Here is a 19,025-nt window from a genome sequence, read left to right on the forward strand (position 1 = left end):
GATATCGGTTTCGGCTGAAATGGCGGAATTCCCCAAATTTGCAATTTACCCCCCATTTGGGGGGTTAAAGGAAGTATTCCGGACGTTAGCTCTAGGTCAACAAGGTTATGACAGAGAATTCCCTATGGACCAGAAATCCCTGACCCACCTTCAGCGCCTGGAAGCGGAGAGCATCCAAATCCTGCGCGAAGTTGTCGCCGAAGCTGAAAACCCCGTCATGCTGTACAGTGTGGGCAAGGACAGTGCGGTCATGCTGCATCTGGCCAAAAAGGCGTTCTACCCCGCGCCGCCGCCCTTCCCGCTGCTGCATGTCGATACGACGTGGAAATTCCGCGATATGTATGCGCTGCGCGACAAGGCCGCCCGCGATGCTGGCATGGAGTTGCTGGTCTATCAAAACCCCGAAGCGGTCGAAAAAGGCATCAACCCCTTCGATCACGGCTCGGTTCACACCGATATGTGGAAGACCGAAGGTCTGAAGCAAGCGCTGGACAAGTACGGCTTTGACGTCGCCTTCGGCGGCGCGCGTCGGGACGAAGAGAAATCGCGTGCCAAAGAGCGCGTCTTCTCGTTCCGTTCGGCCAACCACCGCTGGGACCCCAAGAACCAGCGCCCCGAGCTTTGGCGGCTTTACAACGCCCGCAAATCCAAGGGCGAAAGCGTCCGCGTCTTCCCGATCTCGAACTGGACCGAGCTGGACATCTGGCAATACATCCATCTTGAAGGCATCGAGATCGTGCCGCTGTATTTCTCGGCGCCCCGCCCGACCGTCGAGCGCGACGGGTTGATCCTGATGGTCGATGACGAACGCTTCCCGCTGGCCGAAGGCGAAACGCCGGTCATGCGCTCTGTCCGCTTCCGGACGCTGGGCTGCTACCCGCTGACCGGTGCCGTCGAAAGCGAAGCCAAGACGCTGCCCGAGGTCATACAGGAAATGCTGCTGACCACGACCTCGGAACGTCAGGGTCGCGCGATCGACCACGATCAGGCTGCCTCGATGGAGAAGAAGAAGCAGGAAGGCTATTTCTAAGCCTTTTTGCCCTTTCCCAGACATTTCCACCGCAACAGGTGACCCATGACGACCCAAGAACCCATTTACAAAACCGACGCCCTGATCGCCGAGAATATCGACGCATATCTTGAGGCACACCAACACAAGACCATGCTGCGCTTCATCACCTGCGGCTCGGTTGATGACGGAAAATCCACCCTGATCGGGCGGCTTCTGTACGACAGCAAGATGATCTTCGAAGACCAGCTCGCCGCGCTGGAAGCCGATAGCAAACGCGTCGGTACGCAGGGGCAAGAGATCGACTTCGCATTGCTGGTCGACGGCCTTGCCGCCGAGCGCGAGCAGGGCATCACCATCGACGTGGCCTACCGCTTCTTCGCCACTGAAAAGCGCAAGTTCATCGTCGCCGACACCCCCGGCCACGAGCAATATACCCGCAACATGGTCACCGGCGCTTCGACCGCCGATGTCGCGGTCATCCTGATCGACGCGCGCAAGGGCGTGCTGACCCAGACTCGCCGCCATAGCTATCTGGTCCACCTGCTGGGCATCCGCCACATCGTGCTGGCGGTGAACAAGATGGATCTGGTTGGCTACGATCAGGCCACTTTCGACAAGATTGTGGAAGAATACACCGAGTTTGCTCGCAGCATCGGGATCACCGAATTCACCGCGATGCCGATTTCGGGCTTCAAAGGCGACAACATCACCGCCTCTAGCGAGAACACCCCCTGGTATACCGGGCCCGCCCTGCTGCCGCATCTGGAGACGGTGGAACTGGACTCGGCCGCGGATCAGGCCAAGCCGTTCCGCATGTCGGTCCAATGGGTCAACCGCCCCAACCTCGACTTCCGCGGCTTCGCCGGTTTGATTGCCAGCGGCACGGTCCGCCCCGGCGACAGCATCCGCGTGCTGCCCTCGGGCAAGACCTCGTCCATCGCGCGTATCGTCAGCCTTGAAGGCGACCGCGATCTGGCCGTCGCAGGCGAATCCGTCACCCTGACCTTCGCCGACGAGATCGACTGCTCGCGCGGGCAGGTCATCGTGGCCGCCCAAGCCCCGCTGGAGGTCGCCGACCAGTTCGAATCCACTCTGGTCTGGATGGACGAGAACGAATTGGTTCCGGGCCGCGCCTATTGGCTGAAAGTCGGGACGCAGACCGTCTCGGCAACGGTCCATGCCCCCAAATACGAGGTGAACGTCAACACGCAGGAACATCTGGCAAGCAAAACGCTGGACCTGAATGCGATTGGCGTGGCCAATATCACCACCGACCGCGAAATTCCCTTCGCGCCCTATGACGAAAACCGCGATCTGGGCGGCTTCATCCTGATCGACAAGATCTCGAACCGCACGGTTGCGGCAGGGATGATCCACTTTGCCCTGCGTCGCGCACAGAACATCCATTGGCAGGCGACCGATATCGGCCGTGAACACCACGCCAATATGAAACACCAGAAGCCCGCCGTGCTGTGGCTGACCGGTCTTTCGGGTTCTGGCAAATCGACCATCGCCAATATTGTCGAGAAGAAGCTGGCGCGGATGAACCGCCACACCTTCCTTCTGGACGGCGATAACGTGCGTCACGGCCTGAACAAGGATCTGGGCTTCACCGAGGCCGACCGGATCGAAAACATCCGTCGCGTCGGCGAAGTGGCCAAGCTGATGACCGATGCGGGTCTGATCGTGATCACCGCCTTCATCTCGCCGTTCCGGTCCGAGCGGGACATGGTGCGCGGCATGATGCAACCGGGTGAGTTCGTCGAAGTCTTTGTCGACACGCCGCTATCGGTCGCGGAAAGCCGTGACGTGAAAGGTCTTTACGCCAAGGCTCGCTCGGGCCAGCTGAAGAACTTCACCGGTATCGACTCGCCTTACGAAGCACCCGAGGCGCCTGAACTCCGGATCGACACCACCGAGATGACGCCGGAAGAAGCGGCCGATGCCATCATCGCGCGGCTGATCCCTTAAGCCAATCAAGCGGGGTACGTAACGGGCCCCGCTTTTCATTCGCGATGGCGGGATCTAGTCCTGATCCTGCCCGCCTTCATGCATCAGCGCCTCGGGCTGCAGGATGCGCAGATATTTCCGACCCGATTCGATGATTCCCTTGCGATTAAGGGTAGCAAAGTTGCGGCTGACGGCTTCGCGATTCGCGCCGACAATATTTGCGATCTCGGCATGGGTTGGCAGGTTGGTCAGCGTCCGTCCAGGCTCTAGCCCGCCCTGCTCCATGGCGACTCGCAGAAGATAGGCCCGCAACCTGTCCTCGACCCCAAGCGAGGTCAGTTCATGCACCCGCTCGGTCAATTCATAGACTCGGCGCACCAGCCCCCGCATCAGCGCGGCCCTGACCGAAGGATGCGCGTCGATCAGCCCCAGAAACAACTCTCCGGGCATCTCCAGCAACGTGCAATCGGTGCGGGCATATAGCGAAAGCGAGCGTGGATGGCCGGAAATCACGGACAATTCGCCAAAGGCGCTGCCAGAGCCGATATCGCTGTAGACGATCTCGCGGCCTGATTGCGTCCATTGCACCGCCAGCACCTGCCCGGACAGAACGAACAGCACGGTATGGCCCGGATCGCCCCGTTCAAGGATGCGTGTGCCTGATGTGAAGGTCCGCCGCGTGGAAAGGGAATCGATCCGATTGAGCTCTGCCGGGGGTAGTTCAGAGAACCATACCAGATCCTGAAGCCCGATCATGCTTAGTTCTCCCGCACGTCATTATTCTCCAAGGCAATTTATTTGCCCTTCGGCGAAAAAATTAAACGGTTTGTGCGCCGGAGCACAGACCCAAACCACCATAATCGTCAATTGTGTCCTCGTGATCTCCGCAACCGGAAGAGTACGCAAATGACAAGTATATTGGTAAATGTTCCTCTCGCGTCGTGCCCTCTCTCGGCCTTCGGGCAATCCCTCTACCGGGTCGGGATCACTTCGCTACACATGCAAGCAAGGGCCCAGCTGCACGAACAGCAAACTGGCCGGGCCCTTGCCAACGGACAAGGCGCAATCGCCCGCGCCAGCGTCGATACCGAGACTAATATGGTCGCGATGTCACGCTACTGCCTGCAGCAGCTTGTTCCGCGCATCCATAGCCTGATGATCCAGTCAGAAACGGTGGCCGACGCGGTCCACGCGCTCGCCGACGGCAAACCGGCCGATCTGTCCGCGGGGATGAATGCCATCGCGGCCGAGTTGGACCGCTGCGGCATCATCCTTCGCGGTCACGCCCGCTCGTCACTGCGCGTCACCGGAATGATCCGCATGAGCGAGCAGCGCCTATGGGGCGCGCTGGCATCCGAACTGGACCGCACAGAAGGGACCGATGGTCCCATCATGCGGGCATGTGCCCGTATCGAAACTCTGGCCTTCGACCTTGCGATGGCCGTCGATGAGCTGATGGAGGGCGACGACGACCTGTCGCTGGCCACCCGCAACAAGATTTGCGACATCCTGATCAGGGTCAGTTCGGATGCGGGTATCGGGACGATCACCAATAACGAGCGCTCACATCTGATCGACGTCCTGTGCGACCGTCTGGGTGACATCCGTGTCATCATGGAGAGCCTGACCGATGAACGCCGCGTATTGCGCGACATGTCGGTCGAGGTCGAACGCGCCCTGTCGATTGCCACCGATGCCAGCGCGCAATCGGTCGTGACCGGTCGGCTTGAAGATCTATTCCGCGAACTCGACGGACAGTTCAGCAAAATGGCAAGCGACTACCGCAAGCTTGCGCGTAAGACCGCGCGACCTGCTGGCCGTCAAGCCGCACTGGATCGCGTGACCACGGATGCCCGGCATTGGCATCAGGCAATGCAGGCCGTGCATGAGCCGATGTCGCTGAGCGACATCGAGCCCGATCCGTCGGTGCAGCTGCGCACTCCGCCGCGGAAACGGCCGGGACTCGCCTCACAGCTTCGCGCCTGAGGCGGCCCCGCACCACCGGGTCAGTCGTCGGTCTTGTTGCCGGAACCCGTGCTTTGGGCGCTCATGCCACCAGCACTCATACCTCCGACGCTCATGCCGCCGACACTCATACCCTGAACGCTCATGCCGCCAGTATTCGCAAAATGCGCGCTCATGCCCGGGGCACTCATGCCCCGGACGCTCATTCCTTCAGCGCTCATCCCGACCGCTCCCATGAACGGCACGCTCATGCCATGGGCGCTCATTCCCACGACGGGGCCGCAAGTCGTCGAGACCAGCAACTGGTCAAACATGCCGGTCCGCACATCCATACGCACGGTGAAATCGGCTTTGTCATAGATCCAGACGGACAGATCCTGAGGCAAAGGCAGGTCTGATGTCGCCGTTTTTTCCGCAGGGTCTGGCGAAAACAACTTCAGTTCTGCAAGCGCTTGGCCCGCCGCTTCTCCGCTGCCATGGACCAGAAATAGCGCGGTTCCGGTAAGAAGATGGAAATGCCCCTCATGGCCAAAACCATAGATACGGGCAAAATTGGCATCCGGCGCCCGAAGCTGCTGTTCGAGATGGCCAGTAGAACCGGTTGCATCGGAGGCGGTGGACTTGATCTGCAAATCTTCGACCACGCGGCCGAAAAGCAGGATCTGGGACGGGCTGATCAAGGTTTCGGGCATTCTGGAACGTCCTCAAAACGAAAAACTGAAGAACACCGCCTCGGATCAAGACGCAATCATGCGAAGGCGGTCCCCGGCAAGACGCTAGCTCAGGTGACAAAACCTGTCGACAATCGCGTGCCGCAGAACGGATTTATTTTTCCCGATAGTCGCGGAATCAATTTTCTTGCGCACATAGCGCGTATTCGCTCGCCAATAACTCGTGCAGGCGATCAATCCCCGATAGGCCAAGATCTCGCGCATGGGCCGACAGATCCTCGGGAACCGGTTTCCCGAGTCGCGTTCCGAAATACCATGCCACCAGAACGGGTAACGGAGGCGCGCTGCGACGGCTTGACCAAACCTCGGTTCGCGCCTTGGCCCTCGTCCTGAGGGCAACGTAACGACCCTGCAGCCGCAACTGATCCAGCATAGCGCCCTGCAACTCGCTGTCCTGCGCCGCAGCCAACTGCTCGAGCGCCCCCCTACCCGCGACCAGCCGTTCAACGCCTTGCTGATCGACGTCATTCTGCTTTGCCCAATGATCGACATCTTTTTGCCGCATCAGCCCCCGCGCCATGCGAAACTCGGTCATATGCGTAGAAGCGTTTCCACCAACAGCGTGGGATCGGGCTTGCACACGGCCGGCAAGCATATGCAGCAAAGCCGCCTCACGTGTTTGCCGATAGGCGGGACCGTCCAATCGCAACTCGTCCAGCACCTGCAGCGCCTCACGAGGCAGATTTCCTGCGCCTGTCAGCCAAGGAGCATTGGCCCAGGCCTCGGTCCATTCGAAGGCAAACGCTGGGATCGGCGCGGCGTGGCCATCTGCAAGATGGGCACGAACAGCATCCAGAAGCGCCAAGGCATCTTGACGCTTCAGATCTACTTTATTGGCGGGAAGCCATGCCCTGAAGTCAAGAAGCAGCTCAGAGGCAAAGACGTCAAGAACGGTTTCCCAGCTACGTCTCTGATAGAATTGGTTTTTGGCTACGTCCAGAAGCCGCTGCGCCGTCTCGGGGTCCAGAACGTTCTCGGCTACGGCGCATTCGACCGTCGCACGGATATTCACAATCGGTTCGCTCAGGGCGACATAGCCCGCCTCGGCGGGACCGTGTTGCAGGGCAACCTCGTCATCATCGGTCAGGCGATTGTCGCGGAAATCCTGAAAGATGCGACCGATCCCGATCATTCCGAAACTGTGCAACTCGGCAGCGCGCAGGGCGCCCATGCTTGCCGCCCCGAAGACCGCGATGCCTTGGCTCATCGCCCACAGGACTTCCTTGTGCCAAACCGCCGGAACACCGTCGAAATAGCCGTCAATGATCCCGATGACCTTCGGGCCGCTACGCGCTGCTGCGTAAAGCTCGCCCTGCCGGACGGGGGCACGGAACTCGATATCCGGATATTGCGCAAGATCGGCCTCGCGCAGGGAAGGACCGGCAAAGACAATCGGGGTCATCCCTGCACCTGCATCATGCGGGCGGCACGCGGGCCGGGCAGGTAACCGCGATGGTCATGCGGCCCCTCAAGGCCCGGTATCACCACTTTGACCACTGATAGCCCCAACGCAGGCTTGCTCAGATCCACGCCGACGACCTCGGTCACGCCGACGCCGCGCAACCGCTCCAGCAGCCAATCCAGATCTTCGGCAAAACTCGGCGCGACGTGCTGCGATATGCCGCTGAAATTCCGCACTGGCCGATGTTCGGCCCGCCAACGTGCCGCGACCCGCGCCTTACTTTTCCGTTCGGCGACTGAGTACTCTTCGGGGGTCAGGTCGTCGCGTGCGCCCGAGATATAGGTCGTCCGGACCTGAACCGCCTCGGTCAATGCCCGCAACAGGGCAATTCCCTTTGTCGGATGACAACCCGCACCGATGCCATGATGCTGCAACGGATCAAGCCGGTCCGAAATCAGGCAAAAGAACGACGGAACGCCGATATCGGTCGTCGTTTCCCAAACATTCACGTCGAAATCGGCGCGGGCAAGTTGCCCCAGCACCTCAAGACATGCCGCGTCATCGACGCTGGCAAGGTTCAGACCGGTCATGCCTTGCGTCCCACCGTCCAGCACGTTCCAGATCGTGGTCGAGTCCCGCTCGACCACCTCGCAGATCGCATGGCACGTCGCCTCGATCATACTGTTCCCCGACGCCAGCCCGTTGCTGCTGCAATCAAAGCAGCCGCTGCCCGGAGGAGGAGGCAGGGTAAAATTCGTCCGCACGCTTTCAAAAGGCAGCCACCGCGCTTCGCCCGAGACGAGATCATGTCCTTCGACCCAAAGCATCACCAGATCATGGTGGAACCGATCCGAGATCCGAGGCAAGCGCGTCACGTCGATGAACTGGTGGCTATGGCTCAACTCGGCGATGCAGCCGAGTTTCAGAGGCAATTCGATATGTTCGGCGTGATAAAGCTCGGCGGCCTCCATCAGACCTGATGCCGTCGCGGCGGCCAGATCGCCGCCCTTGCCCTGCGATACCGCCAGCGACCGTGCGTTGGGGCGGCAAACCATGACTACAGGGATACCGATGCGGTCGAGGCCCGTTACATTGGCGACCCGCGTGATCCCCATCCGGTCCATGATCGCGGTGACGCGCGCGACGGTCTCGGCCGGACTGACACGGCGATGCGTGCCGTGGACATGCCCCTTCAAGCTGTCTTCAAGCCGGAAACCGGCCAGACCCCGATCCGCTTCATCAAAGCTCATACGTTCCGCCCCGCCACCATTGTTTGCCGGATGTTAGGGACGAGGTCCGTTGGGGGAAAGTCAGCAAACGTCGGAATCAGGTTCCCAGACCATATCAATGATCGGAGTCGCCTCGGAATCGATGATCCGGAACCCGAGCCGCTTGTAAAGTTCGATCGCGCGATTGGTCCGTACCGCCGAAAGGGAAATCGTTTTCCCCTCGTTCTGGGCGCGGAGTTGAAGATCGCGAATGATTTGTGAGCCGATGCCAAGACCACAGTACTCTTCGAGGATCTGGATTTGCGCGATGTTGTAATCGGCATCGCGCACGCTGATCTGGGTCCAGCCGATATCGATCCCGTCCAGAACGATGATGCACGAATCAGCCGCCTTGTACGAACGCCGGATACCCGCGCGACGCATCGGCTCATCCCAGGCGCCCAGTTTCAACATGAGCGGTCTCATGGCATTGATGTAAATCTCTGCTGCAAAAGGAAACTCGTCCGGAGTGGCGGGTCGCAGTTCAAAAGTGGGGCATTGCTTCATGGTGGCGTTTCATATCCAATTGAACCCGCATCGCGGCTTTCAGCAAGATTCTCAAATACGTCATTATTTCTCGATAGATGTTCCATATGCCTCAACTACAAGGCTAATGTCTTGACAGAATCGCAACTGAGGGCCTTTTGGTTCCGTGATGCGACCGGATGAAATCGTGCGGGGTAGATCAGCCAATCGGGTTCTGATCCCGCTCAGACCGAAAGGACGGCGGCATTAGCATGAGTGCGCTAACGGGTTTGGCCGGTCCTCGGCTTCTCACGGTGCTCTATGCCGATGTGCATGGTTATACGCGCCTGCTCGAACTGGACGAGGAAAGCACCGTCAGGCGGCTGACAAATTCGCTGGCGCTGATCCGCAATCTGGTCGGCGATTATGGCGGGGAAGTGGTGAACACCGCAGGCGACGGTTTGGTCGCGGTATTCGAAAGCGTTCAGAAGGCATTGCATTTCGCTCTTGAGATGCAGCGCGAAATGGCCCGCGAGGCAGCCTGGTCCGAGGGAGGAGCACCCATCCACTACCGGATCGGGATCTCGATCGGCGACACCTTCCTTGGGCAGGACGGAGTCTACGGCCAAAGCGTGAACCTGGCCGCCCGCATCCAGACCTATGCCGAACCCGGAGGGATCTGCATCAGCGAGGCGGTCTATCAGGTCGTCCGGAACAAGCCGGACCTGAACCTTCGCTCGATTGGCACAAAGCAACTCAAGAACATCTCTGCACCTGTCGAGATCTATGCGGTCGAGCAGCAATTCGCGTCACCGCGTCGCGAAGACATCATTATTCCGCCGCAAGGTTTGACCACAGCCGGAACCTTGCCCGATGCTTCATTGGCCGTTCTGCCGATGGAGAATTTATCTGGGGCGCCCGAAGACCATTACCTGTGCCAAGGTATCATCGCCGATCTGATCACCAGCCTTTGCCGGTTCCGCAACCTGATGGTGATTGCGCGGCATTCCTCGATCCTTGCTGCGGCGAATGCCCGCTCGCTGCGCGAGGTCGGGGAAAGGTTGGGTGTCCGCTATCTGCTGTCCGCGAACTTCCGTCGGGTCGAAAACCGTATCCGCATTTCGGTCGATCTGATCGAAGCGGCCAGCGAGAATACCATCTGGTCCGAACGGTATGACGGCGTGATGGCCGATATCTTCGATTTTCAGGACGATGTGTCTTCGACGACCGCCGCACGCGTCGCGATCCATATCGACGCAAAGGAACAACGCCGCCTGACGGAACAGTCCCATCCCGCGCTTTACGCCTATGGTCTTGTCCTGCGCGGTCAGGATATGGGCTTCCGCTTTCTGCCCGACGCCAACCTGCACGCCCGTCGGCTGTTCGAACAGGCGCGCGAACTCGAACCCGACTATGGCCGCAGCTACGCCGCCATGTCGCGCACCTTCAACGTCGAATGGCGCTACAACTGGACGAATGACCCCGATGCAGCCTTGAACAAGGCGCTGTCCTTGGCCAAGCGCGCGGTCGAATGCGATCATCTCGACTCGCGCGGGTTTTCCGAGATGGGTCTCGCGCATCTCTACAAAAAACAACATGACGAGGCGCTGTCCGCCTATGAACACGCGGTCCAGCTGAACCCCAATGACGCGGATCTGCTGGCTTACATGGGCGACTGTCTGGCCTATATCCGGCAAGGTGATCGTGCGGTCCAACTGCTTGAACGCGCGATCCGGCTGAACCCCTACCATCCCGATTCCTATCTCTGGTTTCTGGGTGACGCCTATTTCCACAAGGGCGATTACCAGAACACCATCGATACGCTGCACAAGATGCGCGATCAGTCCGAGGCACACCGTTTACTGGCCGCCAGCTATGCCATGTTGGGCCAGATGGATGACGCCCGTCGCCATGGTGCCGAGGTCATGCGCGTCCACCCCAATTTCACCATCGAGCATTGGCGCAAGGTGCCGCCCCTGAAGCATGTCGAAGACCTTGACCTTTATGTCGAAGGTCTTCGAATGGCGGGCCTGAATTAGGCCGGCAGCCCCCCGGAAACACGGAAATCAAAGGACAGTTTCATGGTCATCATCGACGAGCGCGACGTCATGCGCGAAGAGCCGACGCCTCACGGCAAGATTGGCACCTGCACGGCCTTTCGCATCGCGGATCAGGTTCCCAACCGCAGCATGGAGTTCCGCAAGCGCATCCTGCATCCGGGCGCAGAGATCGGCCTGCACCTGATCGAGCATGACGAGGTCTACTATGTTCTGGACGGGGAAGGCGAGGTTTTCGCGGATGGAAAGTCCAGCCCTCTGAAAGCAGGACAGGCGGCATATCTTTACACTGGCGATAACGTCGGTATCCGTCAGGTCGGGACAGCCGATCTGACAATGATCGTCTCGTATCCATTGGCCAGCAAAGCCTGAACCTGTATCGGGCCGCAGCTTGTTGCGGCCCGACACGTATTTCCGATCAACCGCGACCGTAAAGCGGCATGGTCGTGGGCATGATCGTCGAGAACGGCACCATCACCTCGGCGGGCAATTCCGCAAGCCCCGCGATATGGCGGGCGAGCATCTCGACATCCATACGCGGCTCGATCGCGGTCGTGCCATTGGCTTGCGGCACGCCCTGAGACATCCGGTCGGTGCGCGCGGTCGCCGCATTGCCGATATCGACCTGACAGACCGAGATCCCGTAATCGCGGCAGTCGAGGATCAGGCTTTTCGTCAGGCCCGTGATCCCGTGTTTCGAGGCCGTATAGGCGACGCTATGCGGACGCGGACCGTAGGCCGACACCGAACCGTTATTGATGATGCGCCCGCCTTGGCGGCTTTGCACCTTCATCGCGGCAACGGCCTCGCGGGCGCAAAGCAGCGGGCCGGTCAGGTTGACGGCGATGACTTCGGACAGCGCCTCGGGGGTCAGGGTTTCGAACGGCACGGCAGGGGTATTCGTGCCCGCATTGTTGAAAAGCATGTCGATCCGGCCATATTCGGCCTTGGCGGCGGCGAACAGCGCCGCGACCGAAGCGGCATTCGACACATCGGTCGGCACGGGCAGACCGCGACCGGCAAGGCGAGCGGTTTCCTCAAGCCCCTCGGCGCGGCGACCGGCAAGGACGATATCCCAGCCGCGACCGGCCAATTCGACAGCAACGGCCCGCCCGATGCCGCTACCGGCACCGGTGATAATGGCTAAAGGCATGTGATTTCCTTTCAGTTGACCGGGGTCAGCAGGGGTTGTCCGGCGAAATGCGCGGCGAGATTATCGACGACCAGTTGGGACATCTTGTCCCGCGTCTCGACCGTGCCGCTGGCATGGTGGGGATACAGGACCACGTTCGGCAGTTTACCAAAACGCGGATCGGGGTTCGGTTCGTTCAGGAAAACGTCCAAGCCTGCCGAGCCCAGTTTCCCGCTTTCCAGCGCATCGAGCAACGCGCCCTCATCGACGACCGAGCCACGCGAGATATTGATGAAGCTGCCCTCGGGGCCAAGCGCGTCCAGCGCCTGCGCGGACACCAGATGCTGCGTCTCGGGACCGCCCGAGGCGGCGGCGATCAGCACATCCGACCAGCCCGCCATCTCGGTCACGTCGCCGAAATACTGGTAGGCGACACCGGATTTCGGCTTGCGGCCATAATAACCGATCTGCATCCCCAGCGCCTCGCAGCGTTTGGCGATGGCAGCGCCAATGCGGCCAAGGCCGACGATGCCGACCTTGCGCCCCGAAGTGGTGCGGGTCAGCGGCAGCATCCCCTTGCGACCCCAATCGCCCGAGCGGACATAGGCATCGCCCGCGACCAGATTGCGCCGCACCGCCAGCATCAGCAACACCGCGATATCGGCCACGTCATCGGTCAGAACATCGGGCGTATGGGTGAAGCGGATGCCGCGCCGGGTCATGGCGTCCACGTCCAGCGTCTCATATCCGACCGAGGAACAGGCCGCGATTTGCAACTTGGGCAGGCGCGAAAGGAACGCCTCATCGGCGGGGAAATGGCCGTTGCTGACCATCGCCACACAGGATTCCCCGGCCTTGTCGATCAGGGCTTCGCGCTCGGCGTCGTCCGTCAGCTTGTAGAGCGGGAAGACATTGTAGGTTTCTTCAAGGATCGCCAGTTTCTCGGGGCGGATCGGGGTGCAGACCAGCACATCTTGCTTCATGCGGGGACGAGTCCTTCTGACTTGCGGGCATTGCGGCGGGTGGCCTGAACCTCGGGATCGGGGTCGAGTGAGGCCGCCAGAAGCGCCTGAGTATAGGGCATGCGCGGGGCGTCGAAGATCTGGCCGACATGGCCTTCCTCGACGATCTCGCCGGATTTCATCACGATGACGCGGTCGGCAAAGTCGCGAACTACCGGCAGGTCATGGGCGATGAACAGATAGGACAGGCCCAGATCGCGGCGCAGACCGTCGAGCAGCTCGATCACCTGCGCCTGAATGGACACGTCCAAGGCCGAGACCGCCTCGTCGCAGATGATCAGCTTTGGCTCCAAGGCCAGCGCGCGCGCGATGGCGATGCGCTGACGCTGTCCGCCCGAGAATTGGTGCGGGTAACGTTTCGCCATTTCAGGGCTAAGGCCCACCTGCACCAGCAGTTCCGCGACGCGATCCTTCCAGCGGGCTTTCGGCAGGATGTCGGGGTGGACGATCCATGCTTCCGAGATGATCTGATAGACCGTCATGCGCGGGTTCAGCGATTGCGTCGGGTCCTGGAACACCATCTGGATATCGCGGCGGATCGCGAACAATTCCTTCGGCGTCATCTTCAGCAGATCGCGGCCCTTCCAGATGACCTTGCCGCCGCTCGGCTCATCCAGCCGCAGGATCGCCCGCGCCATGGTCGATTTGCCCGAGCCGGATTCGCCCACGATCGCCACGGTTTCGCCCGGCATGATCGAGAAGCTCGCGCCCTTCAGCGCATGGAAACCGCCGTAATGCTGCTGCAAGCGGTCGACGCGTAGCAAAGGCTCGCCCAGACGGTCCTCTTCGTCGCGGGTTTCGCCCTTGCCGGGGGCGGCGTCAATCAGGCGCTTGGTATAGGGGTGCTTGGGGTTGAGATAGACCTCGGCGGCATCGCCAGACTCGACGATCTCGCCTTTGTTCATCACCACGACGCGGTCGGCGATCTCGGCCACGACACCAAGGTCGTGGGTGATCAGCAGAAGGCCCATGCCGGTCTCGCGCTGCAACTCCTCAAGCAGTGCCAGAACCTGTGCCTGAACCGTCACGTCAAGCGCGGTGGTCGGCTCGTCGGCGATCAGGATGTCAGGCTTCAGCGCCAGCGCCATCGCGATCATCAACCGCTGCCGCTGCCCGCCCGAGAACTCGTGCGGGTATTTATCCATCGCGGCTTCCGGGTTCGGGATGCCGACGCGACGCAGCAGTTCCAGCGTGCGGGCCTTGGCCTGATCCGCGGGAACGTCATGCACGGTCATCATCTCGCAGATTTGCCAGCCGACGGTATAGACCGGATTCAGATGGCTCAGCGGGTCTTGGAAAATCATCGCGATGCGGCAGCCGTTCAATTCGCGGCGCTGCTCATCGGTCATCTTCAGCAGGTCGCGGCCCTCGAACAGAACCTCGCCCGAGGTGATCTCACCCGGAGGCATGTCGATCAGGTTCATGATCGTCGAGGCCGAGACCGACTTGCCCGAACCGGATTCGCCAAGGATGGCCAGCGTCTCGCCCCGGTCCAGATGCCATGTCACGTTTCTGACGGCGCTGACAGTTCCGGCGGCGGTGTGGAAATCGACCGAGAGGTTCCTGACCTCAAGCAGATGTTCAGCCATTCTTGCGGCCTCCCATTTCAAGGCGCCAGCGCTGCACCGGATCAAGCGCGATCCGCATCCAAGCCGACAGAAGGTTCAAGGACAGCGTGGTCAGGATGATCGCCAGACCCGGCCAGAAGGACAGCCACCATGCATTCGTCAGGTAAGGCCGACCTTGGCTGACCATCAGGCCCCAAGTGATCTCGGGCGGCTGGATGCCGATGCCCAAGAAGGACAGCGAGCTTTCTGCCAACATGACAAAGGCGAAATCCAGCGTCGCGATGGTGATCAGCGTCGGCATCACCACCGGCAGGATGTGGCGGAAGACGATGCGGCGATCCGAGGTGCCCATGACGCGCGCCGCCGAGATGAACATGCGCTCGCGCACTTCCAGAACCTCGGCGCGGGTGGTGCGCAGATAGATCGGGATGCGGGTGATCGCCAGAACCAGCACGATATTCGCGACCGAGGGTTCCAGCATGTAAAGCACGATCACCGCCAGCAGCAGCGAGGGGAAGGACATGATCACGTCGCCAAGACGCATGATCGCCCCGGACCAGCGGCTGCGCGTATAGCCCGCGACCAGCCCAAGCGCCGAGCCGATGATCATCGAGCAGATCACCGCACCGGCAGCGACAGCCATGGTGTTTTGTGCGGCGACGATGATGCGCGGCAGCAGCGGGCGGCCCAACTGGTCCGCGCCGAGGATATACATGAAGCCGCGCGAAAGCTCGAAGGGCGGTGCGTTGCGGCCGCGCAGGTTCTGGCGCGTCGCCTCATCCGACAGCCAGATCGGGCCGAAGATCGCGCAAAGCACGACGACCAGCAGGAAAAGCGCGGCGAAGAAGGCGAATTTATCGGCCCAGAGCAGTCGGATGAAGGTTCCGATGCGTCCGCGCTCTTTCGGGGTCGTCGTTGTGTTGGTTTGGCTCATGGTCATGACTCAATACCGGATGCGAGGATCAAGCATCGCATAGGCGAGATCGATCAAGAGATTCATGATGAAGATGGCCACGGCGGAAACCATGATTGCGGCAAGGATCACGGCGAAGTCGCGCTGCAGGATGGCGTCGATCATCAGTTTGCCGATGCCGGGGAAGCCGAAGATGGTCTCGACCACCACCGCGCCGTTCAGAATGCCCGCCGCCTGATCGCCGATGACGGTGATCACCGGCAGCATGGCGTTGCGCAGACCGTGGACGAAAATGATCGGACGCGGCGGCACGCCCTTGGCCTTGGCGGTCTTCACATAGGCCGAGGAAAGCGCCGTGATCATCGAGCCGCGCACGACCTGCAGAATCAGACCGAAGGGGCGGATGAACAGGACCGAAATCGGCAAAATCCAATGCCAGATCGTCCCCGTCCCCGAGGTCGGCAGCCAGCGTAACTGCACCGCAAAGATCACGATGCCGACGATGGCGATCCAGAAATCCGGCGCCGAAGCCCCGATCAGCGAGAAGAAGCTGGTGATCCGGTCGAACACCCCGCCAACCTTGAAGGCGGCGAGCGAGCCGATGACAATGGCCGCGACGGTGACCAGCGTCATGGTGATGACGGCCAGCGTCAGGGTCCAGCGGAAGCCCTCAAGCACGACCTCCATCGCGGGGCGGGCCTGACGGATCGACTCGCCGAAGTCGAAATGCAGCAGGTCCCAGACATAGCGCCCGAATTGCACGATCAGCGGATCGTTCAGCCCGTGCAACTCGCGGAACTTGTCGCGCATTTCCTGCGTAGCGTCGATCGGCAGGTAAAGATCGGTGGGGTCGCCCGTCAGGCGCGACAGGAAGAAGACAAGGACGATGAGGCCGACAAGCGAGATCGCGCTCGCCATGGCCCGTTTGCCGATGAATCGTTTCATATTGGGTTCCTCGACCGGGGGCCGTGCGGCCAGTCGTGTGAGGCAAAGGGGAGGGTTGCCCCTCCCCCGCAGTCAGATCACTTGAATCCGATTTCGGACAGGCGCAGTTCGCTGTTCGTCGAGATCGTCGGCGTGAAGTCGAGGCGCGGGTTCACCCGGCTGAAGCCGACCATGTGGAACATCTCGACATCGCCGATCAGGTTCTCATGGATGTCCTTCATCACATCCGACCACAAAGCCGCGCGGTCATCGCCGCTGGCCTCGGTCGCCTTGGCGATCTCGGCGTCGAGTTCCGGATAGACCAGACCCGATTGCAGCCCCTCGGTGCCATATTTGAAGTACATCGAGAAGACCGGGTCGCCCTTGGCATTGTCATGCTGGGCGGCGACCAGTTGCGGGCCACGACCCTCGGCGAAGGGGCGGTTGTAGTAGGTGTTGTAGTCCGCGACTTCCTTCATCTCGAGCTTGGTGTTGAAGCCCGCGTCGTTCAGCATCTGCGACATGGCCTCAAGAATCTCGGAGATGTTCGGGAACATGCCCAGACGACCGACGATCAGGATTTCCTGATCGACCGGCACGCCGGCGGCCTTGGCCTCGGCCAGCAGCGCCTTGGCGCGCTCAAGATCGAAGGGATAGGGTTTCAGGTCCTTGTTATAGCCCAAGGTGGTCGGCGGCACGACGGCGGTAGCCTTGGCCGAGTCCTTGCCGACAAGCGTGCCGATGAAGGCGTCGCGGTCGATGGCGAGGTTCATCGCCTCGCGCACGCGGCGGTCGTTTAGCGGCGCGGTCGCGTGATCGACGCGCAGATAGGTGGTTTCCGAGTTCGGATACGAGAAGTCCATATCCGGGTTCGTCGCATCCAGCTCGCTGATGACCGGGGCGATATCGGCCTCACCGACCTCGACCATGGCGGCGCGGACGGCGCTGTCATCGCGGAAGACGTAGGTCGCCTTGGTCACCTTGGGCTTGTCGCCCCAGTAATCCGCGCGCTGGGTCAGGACAATATTCGTGCCGATATTGCGCTCGGTCATGGCATAGGGGCCGGTGCCGATGGGCTGCTGCACCATCTCAAGCGGGGTTTCCTCGGGGACGATGGTCAGCGAGGACATCAGCAGCGGCAGGATCGGCTGGGCCGGATCGGTGGTGATGTCGATGGTGAAATCGTCGACCTTGGTCGCGTTGATCTTGAAGCCGCCGAAATACTTGCCGCCGACTTCGCAGGTCATCTTGTCGCTGATCGTGCGCTCCAGCGAGTGGATCACGTCCTGCGCCTTGAAATCCGTCCCGTCCGAGAATTTGACGCCCTGACGCAGCTTGAAGCGCCAGGTGCCGGGCTGGGTCTCTTCCCAGCTTTCGGCCAGAAGCGGCTTCAGCGTGGCGGTCGCTGGCTCATAGACGGTCAGCGTCTCGCTGATATTGCCCAGAAGGACGCGGCCGATGTTGGATTGTGACGACATGCACGGGTCGATCAGCTCCAGCTCTTCGCTGAGAACGATGGTGACGTCGGTCTTGTCCTGCGCGAATGCCGCACCAGACATGATGGTGCTGGCAAGCAGCGCTCCGAATAGGGTCGTTTTCATACTTCCTCCCAGGTTTTCAGTCGTTTCGAATGCCGCGCCCTCCTCGGCGCTTGTCGTCTCGAATCAACTCCTCAATTAATATATTAGTGCATCTAAAATCTTTGAGAACCCTCTTTGTTGCGGCCGCGCGCCATTGTACCGATCAGGATTGCTGAAATGATGATGCCCGCGCCGATCCAGGTCGAGATACCGGCCACCTCGCCGAAAAAGACGAATGCCAGCAAAGCAATAACGGGAAGGCGCAGGAAATCAAGCGGCGCGAGGAACGAGGCGTCGGCCAGCGAGAACGCCCGCGTCACTAGGGCCTGACTTGCTGCCCCCAGCGCCCCTTGCGCTGCCAATAGCCCAAGGGCACGGGAATCAGGGGTTTGCCACACCGACAAGGCCAGAACGAAGGCCAGCGGCACCATGGCAATCAGGTTCCATGCGACCAGACGATCCGGCCTGTCACGTCCCGACATGCTTTTCAGGATCAACTGGATCAAGGCCGTCAAGACCGCCCCTGCCAAGGCAAAAAGCAATGCCGGATCGAAACTGCCCGCGTCGGGCCGGATAATGACCAGCATCCCCAGAAAACCGACCAGCACTGCAATCGCACGGGCGATGGTCATCTGTTCGCCAAGCAGAAGACACGCGCCCAGCAGCAGAAAGATCGGCGTCGAGAAACTGATCGCCGTGACATCCGAAAGCGATGCTTTGGCAAAGGCCACGAACAACGCAAGCAACGAGGCAAGCTTCAGCGCCGCGCGCAGGACATGCAGCCAGCGATACGGCGAGCCCATCAGATCACCGCTTCGCAAGATCCACGGCAGCAAGAATACCAGACCGAAGGCTGCTCGGAAAAAGCCGATGATAAAGGGATGCACCTCTCCGGCAAGAAGCCGGACGATCACCCCGTCGCAGGCGTTCAGCAGCGTGGCCAGAACCATCATCCCAGCGGCAGCCAGCAAAACCTTGCGGCGATGGGATTCGGGCAAGCCCTCGGCCACGGTCATGCCGGTAACTTGTGGAAAGA

General features: G+C 60.8%; 17 protein-coding genes. 5 read left to right on the forward strand and 12 right to left on the reverse strand.

All coding sequences use genetic code 11. The features are described 5' to 3' along the window. Window positions 1-124 precede the first annotated feature (124 nt). Together cysD and cysN are read left to right on the forward strand one after the other, a co-directional pair. Complete coding sequence (gene cysD, locus GL286_RS03825) at window positions 125-1,030, forward strand: sulfate adenylyltransferase subunit CysD (protein ID WP_155094191.1); 906 nt, start codon at window positions 125-127, stop codon at window positions 1,028-1,030. 45 nt (window positions 1,031-1,075) lie between these two features. Beyond that, window positions 1,076-2,983 (forward strand): sulfate adenylyltransferase subunit CysN, encoded by a 1,908-nt coding sequence (gene cysN / locus GL286_RS03830; RefSeq protein ID WP_155094192.1) that lies wholly within the window; start codon window positions 1,076-1,078, stop codon window positions 2,981-2,983. Window positions 2,984-3,037: 54 nt separating this feature from the next. Here the strand turns inward: cysN and GL286_RS03835 are convergent, their stop codons facing one another. Beyond that, the gene (locus GL286_RS03835; protein WP_155094193.1) at window positions 3,038-3,718 is read right to left on the reverse strand and encodes a Crp/Fnr family transcriptional regulator; all 681 of its coding nucleotides are present in this window, start codon (window positions 3,716-3,718) and stop codon (window positions 3,038-3,040) included. Between the two features lie 342 nt (window positions 3,719-4,060). On the opposite strand from GL286_RS03835, the gene GL286_RS03840 reads away from it, so the two are divergent. Beyond that, complete coding sequence (locus GL286_RS03840) at window positions 4,061-4,948, forward strand: hypothetical protein (protein WP_211596169.1); 888 nt, start codon at window positions 4,061-4,063, stop codon at window positions 4,946-4,948. 20 nt (window positions 4,949-4,968) lie between these two features. Here the strand turns inward: GL286_RS03840 and GL286_RS03845 are convergent, their stop codons facing one another. The 4 genes from GL286_RS03845 to GL286_RS03860 form a co-directional block, all read right to left on the reverse strand. Continuing rightward, window positions 4,969-5,619, reverse strand: coding sequence for a hypothetical protein (locus tag GL286_RS03845; protein ID WP_211596171.1), 651 nt, complete (start codon window positions 5,617-5,619; stop codon window positions 4,969-4,971). A gap of 157 nt (window positions 5,620-5,776) precedes the next feature. Then, the gene (locus GL286_RS03850) at window positions 5,777-7,060 is read right to left on the reverse strand and encodes a TfuA-like protein (RefSeq protein WP_155094195.1); all 1,284 of its coding nucleotides are present in this window, start codon (window positions 7,058-7,060) and stop codon (window positions 5,777-5,779) included. Further along, window positions 7,057-8,310 (reverse strand): YcaO-like family protein, encoded by a 1,254-nt coding sequence (locus tag GL286_RS03855; RefSeq protein WP_155094196.1) that lies wholly within the window; start codon window positions 8,308-8,310, stop codon window positions 7,057-7,059. The genes GL286_RS03850 and GL286_RS03855 overlap by 4 nt, the downstream gene beginning before the upstream one ends. A gap of 60 nt (window positions 8,311-8,370) precedes the next feature. Beyond that, a complete protein-coding gene (locus GL286_RS03860; protein ID WP_170295030.1) occupies window positions 8,371-8,742 on the reverse strand; it encodes a GNAT family N-acetyltransferase in 372 nt (123 codons plus the stop codon). 323 nt (window positions 8,743-9,065) lie between these two features. Between GL286_RS03860 and GL286_RS03865 the strand changes: the two genes are divergently transcribed. Both GL286_RS03865 and GL286_RS03870 read left to right on the forward strand, forming a co-directional pair. Beyond that, window positions 9,066-10,832 carry an adenylate/guanylate cyclase domain-containing protein gene (locus GL286_RS03865; protein ID WP_155094198.1) on the forward strand — a complete coding sequence of 589 codons (1,767 nt, stop codon included), beginning with the start codon at window positions 9,066-9,068 and terminating at the stop codon, window positions 10,830-10,832. 42 nt (window positions 10,833-10,874) lie between these two features. Beyond that, window positions 10,875-11,222 carry a cupin domain-containing protein gene (locus GL286_RS03870; RefSeq protein WP_155094199.1) on the forward strand — a complete coding sequence of 116 codons (348 nt, stop codon included), beginning with the start codon at window positions 10,875-10,877 and terminating at the stop codon, window positions 11,220-11,222. A gap of 46 nt (window positions 11,223-11,268) precedes the next feature. Here the strand turns inward: GL286_RS03870 and GL286_RS03875 are convergent, their stop codons facing one another. From GL286_RS03875 to GL286_RS03905, 7 genes are all read right to left on the reverse strand, one after another. Next, window positions 11,269-12,003: an SDR family oxidoreductase gene (locus GL286_RS03875; protein WP_155094200.1), complete on the reverse strand. Its 735-nt coding sequence runs from the start codon at window positions 12,001-12,003 to the stop codon at window positions 11,269-11,271. An 11-nt stretch (window positions 12,004-12,014) separates the two neighbouring features. Further along, on the reverse strand, window positions 12,015-12,965 hold the full coding sequence (locus GL286_RS03880; protein ID WP_155094201.1) for a 2-hydroxyacid dehydrogenase: 951 nt from the start codon (window positions 12,963-12,965) through the stop codon (window positions 12,015-12,017). Further along, entirely contained in the window at window positions 12,962-14,593 is a 1,632-nt protein-coding gene (locus GL286_RS03885; protein WP_155094202.1) for an ABC transporter ATP-binding protein, read from the reverse strand. Before GL286_RS03885 ends, GL286_RS03880 begins: the two co-directional genes overlap by 4 nt. Further along, window positions 14,586-15,506, reverse strand: a complete 921-nt coding sequence (locus GL286_RS03890) for an ABC transporter permease (RefSeq protein WP_155094203.1) — start codon at window positions 15,504-15,506, stop codon at window positions 14,586-14,588. Before GL286_RS03890 ends, GL286_RS03885 begins: the two co-directional genes overlap by 8 nt. Before the next feature lie 9 nt (window positions 15,507-15,515). Continuing rightward, entirely contained in the window at window positions 15,516-16,430 is a 915-nt protein-coding gene (locus GL286_RS03895) for an ABC transporter permease (RefSeq protein WP_155094204.1), read from the reverse strand. A gap of 77 nt (window positions 16,431-16,507) precedes the next feature. Then, window positions 16,508-18,010 (reverse strand): ABC transporter substrate-binding protein, encoded by a 1,503-nt coding sequence (locus GL286_RS03900; RefSeq protein WP_155094205.1) that lies wholly within the window; start codon window positions 18,008-18,010, stop codon window positions 16,508-16,510. Window positions 18,011-18,102: 92 nt separating this feature from the next. Next, a complete protein-coding gene (locus tag GL286_RS03905; RefSeq protein WP_246184814.1) occupies window positions 18,103-19,005 on the reverse strand; it encodes a DMT family transporter in 903 nt (300 codons plus the stop codon). Window positions 19,006-19,025: the final 20 nt, after the last annotated feature.

The sequence above is a fragment of the Paracoccus aestuariivivens genome (genome assembly GCF_009711225.1).
GTDB classification, from domain to species: domain Bacteria; phylum Pseudomonadota; class Alphaproteobacteria; order Rhodobacterales; family Rhodobacteraceae; genus Paracoccus; species Paracoccus aestuariivivens.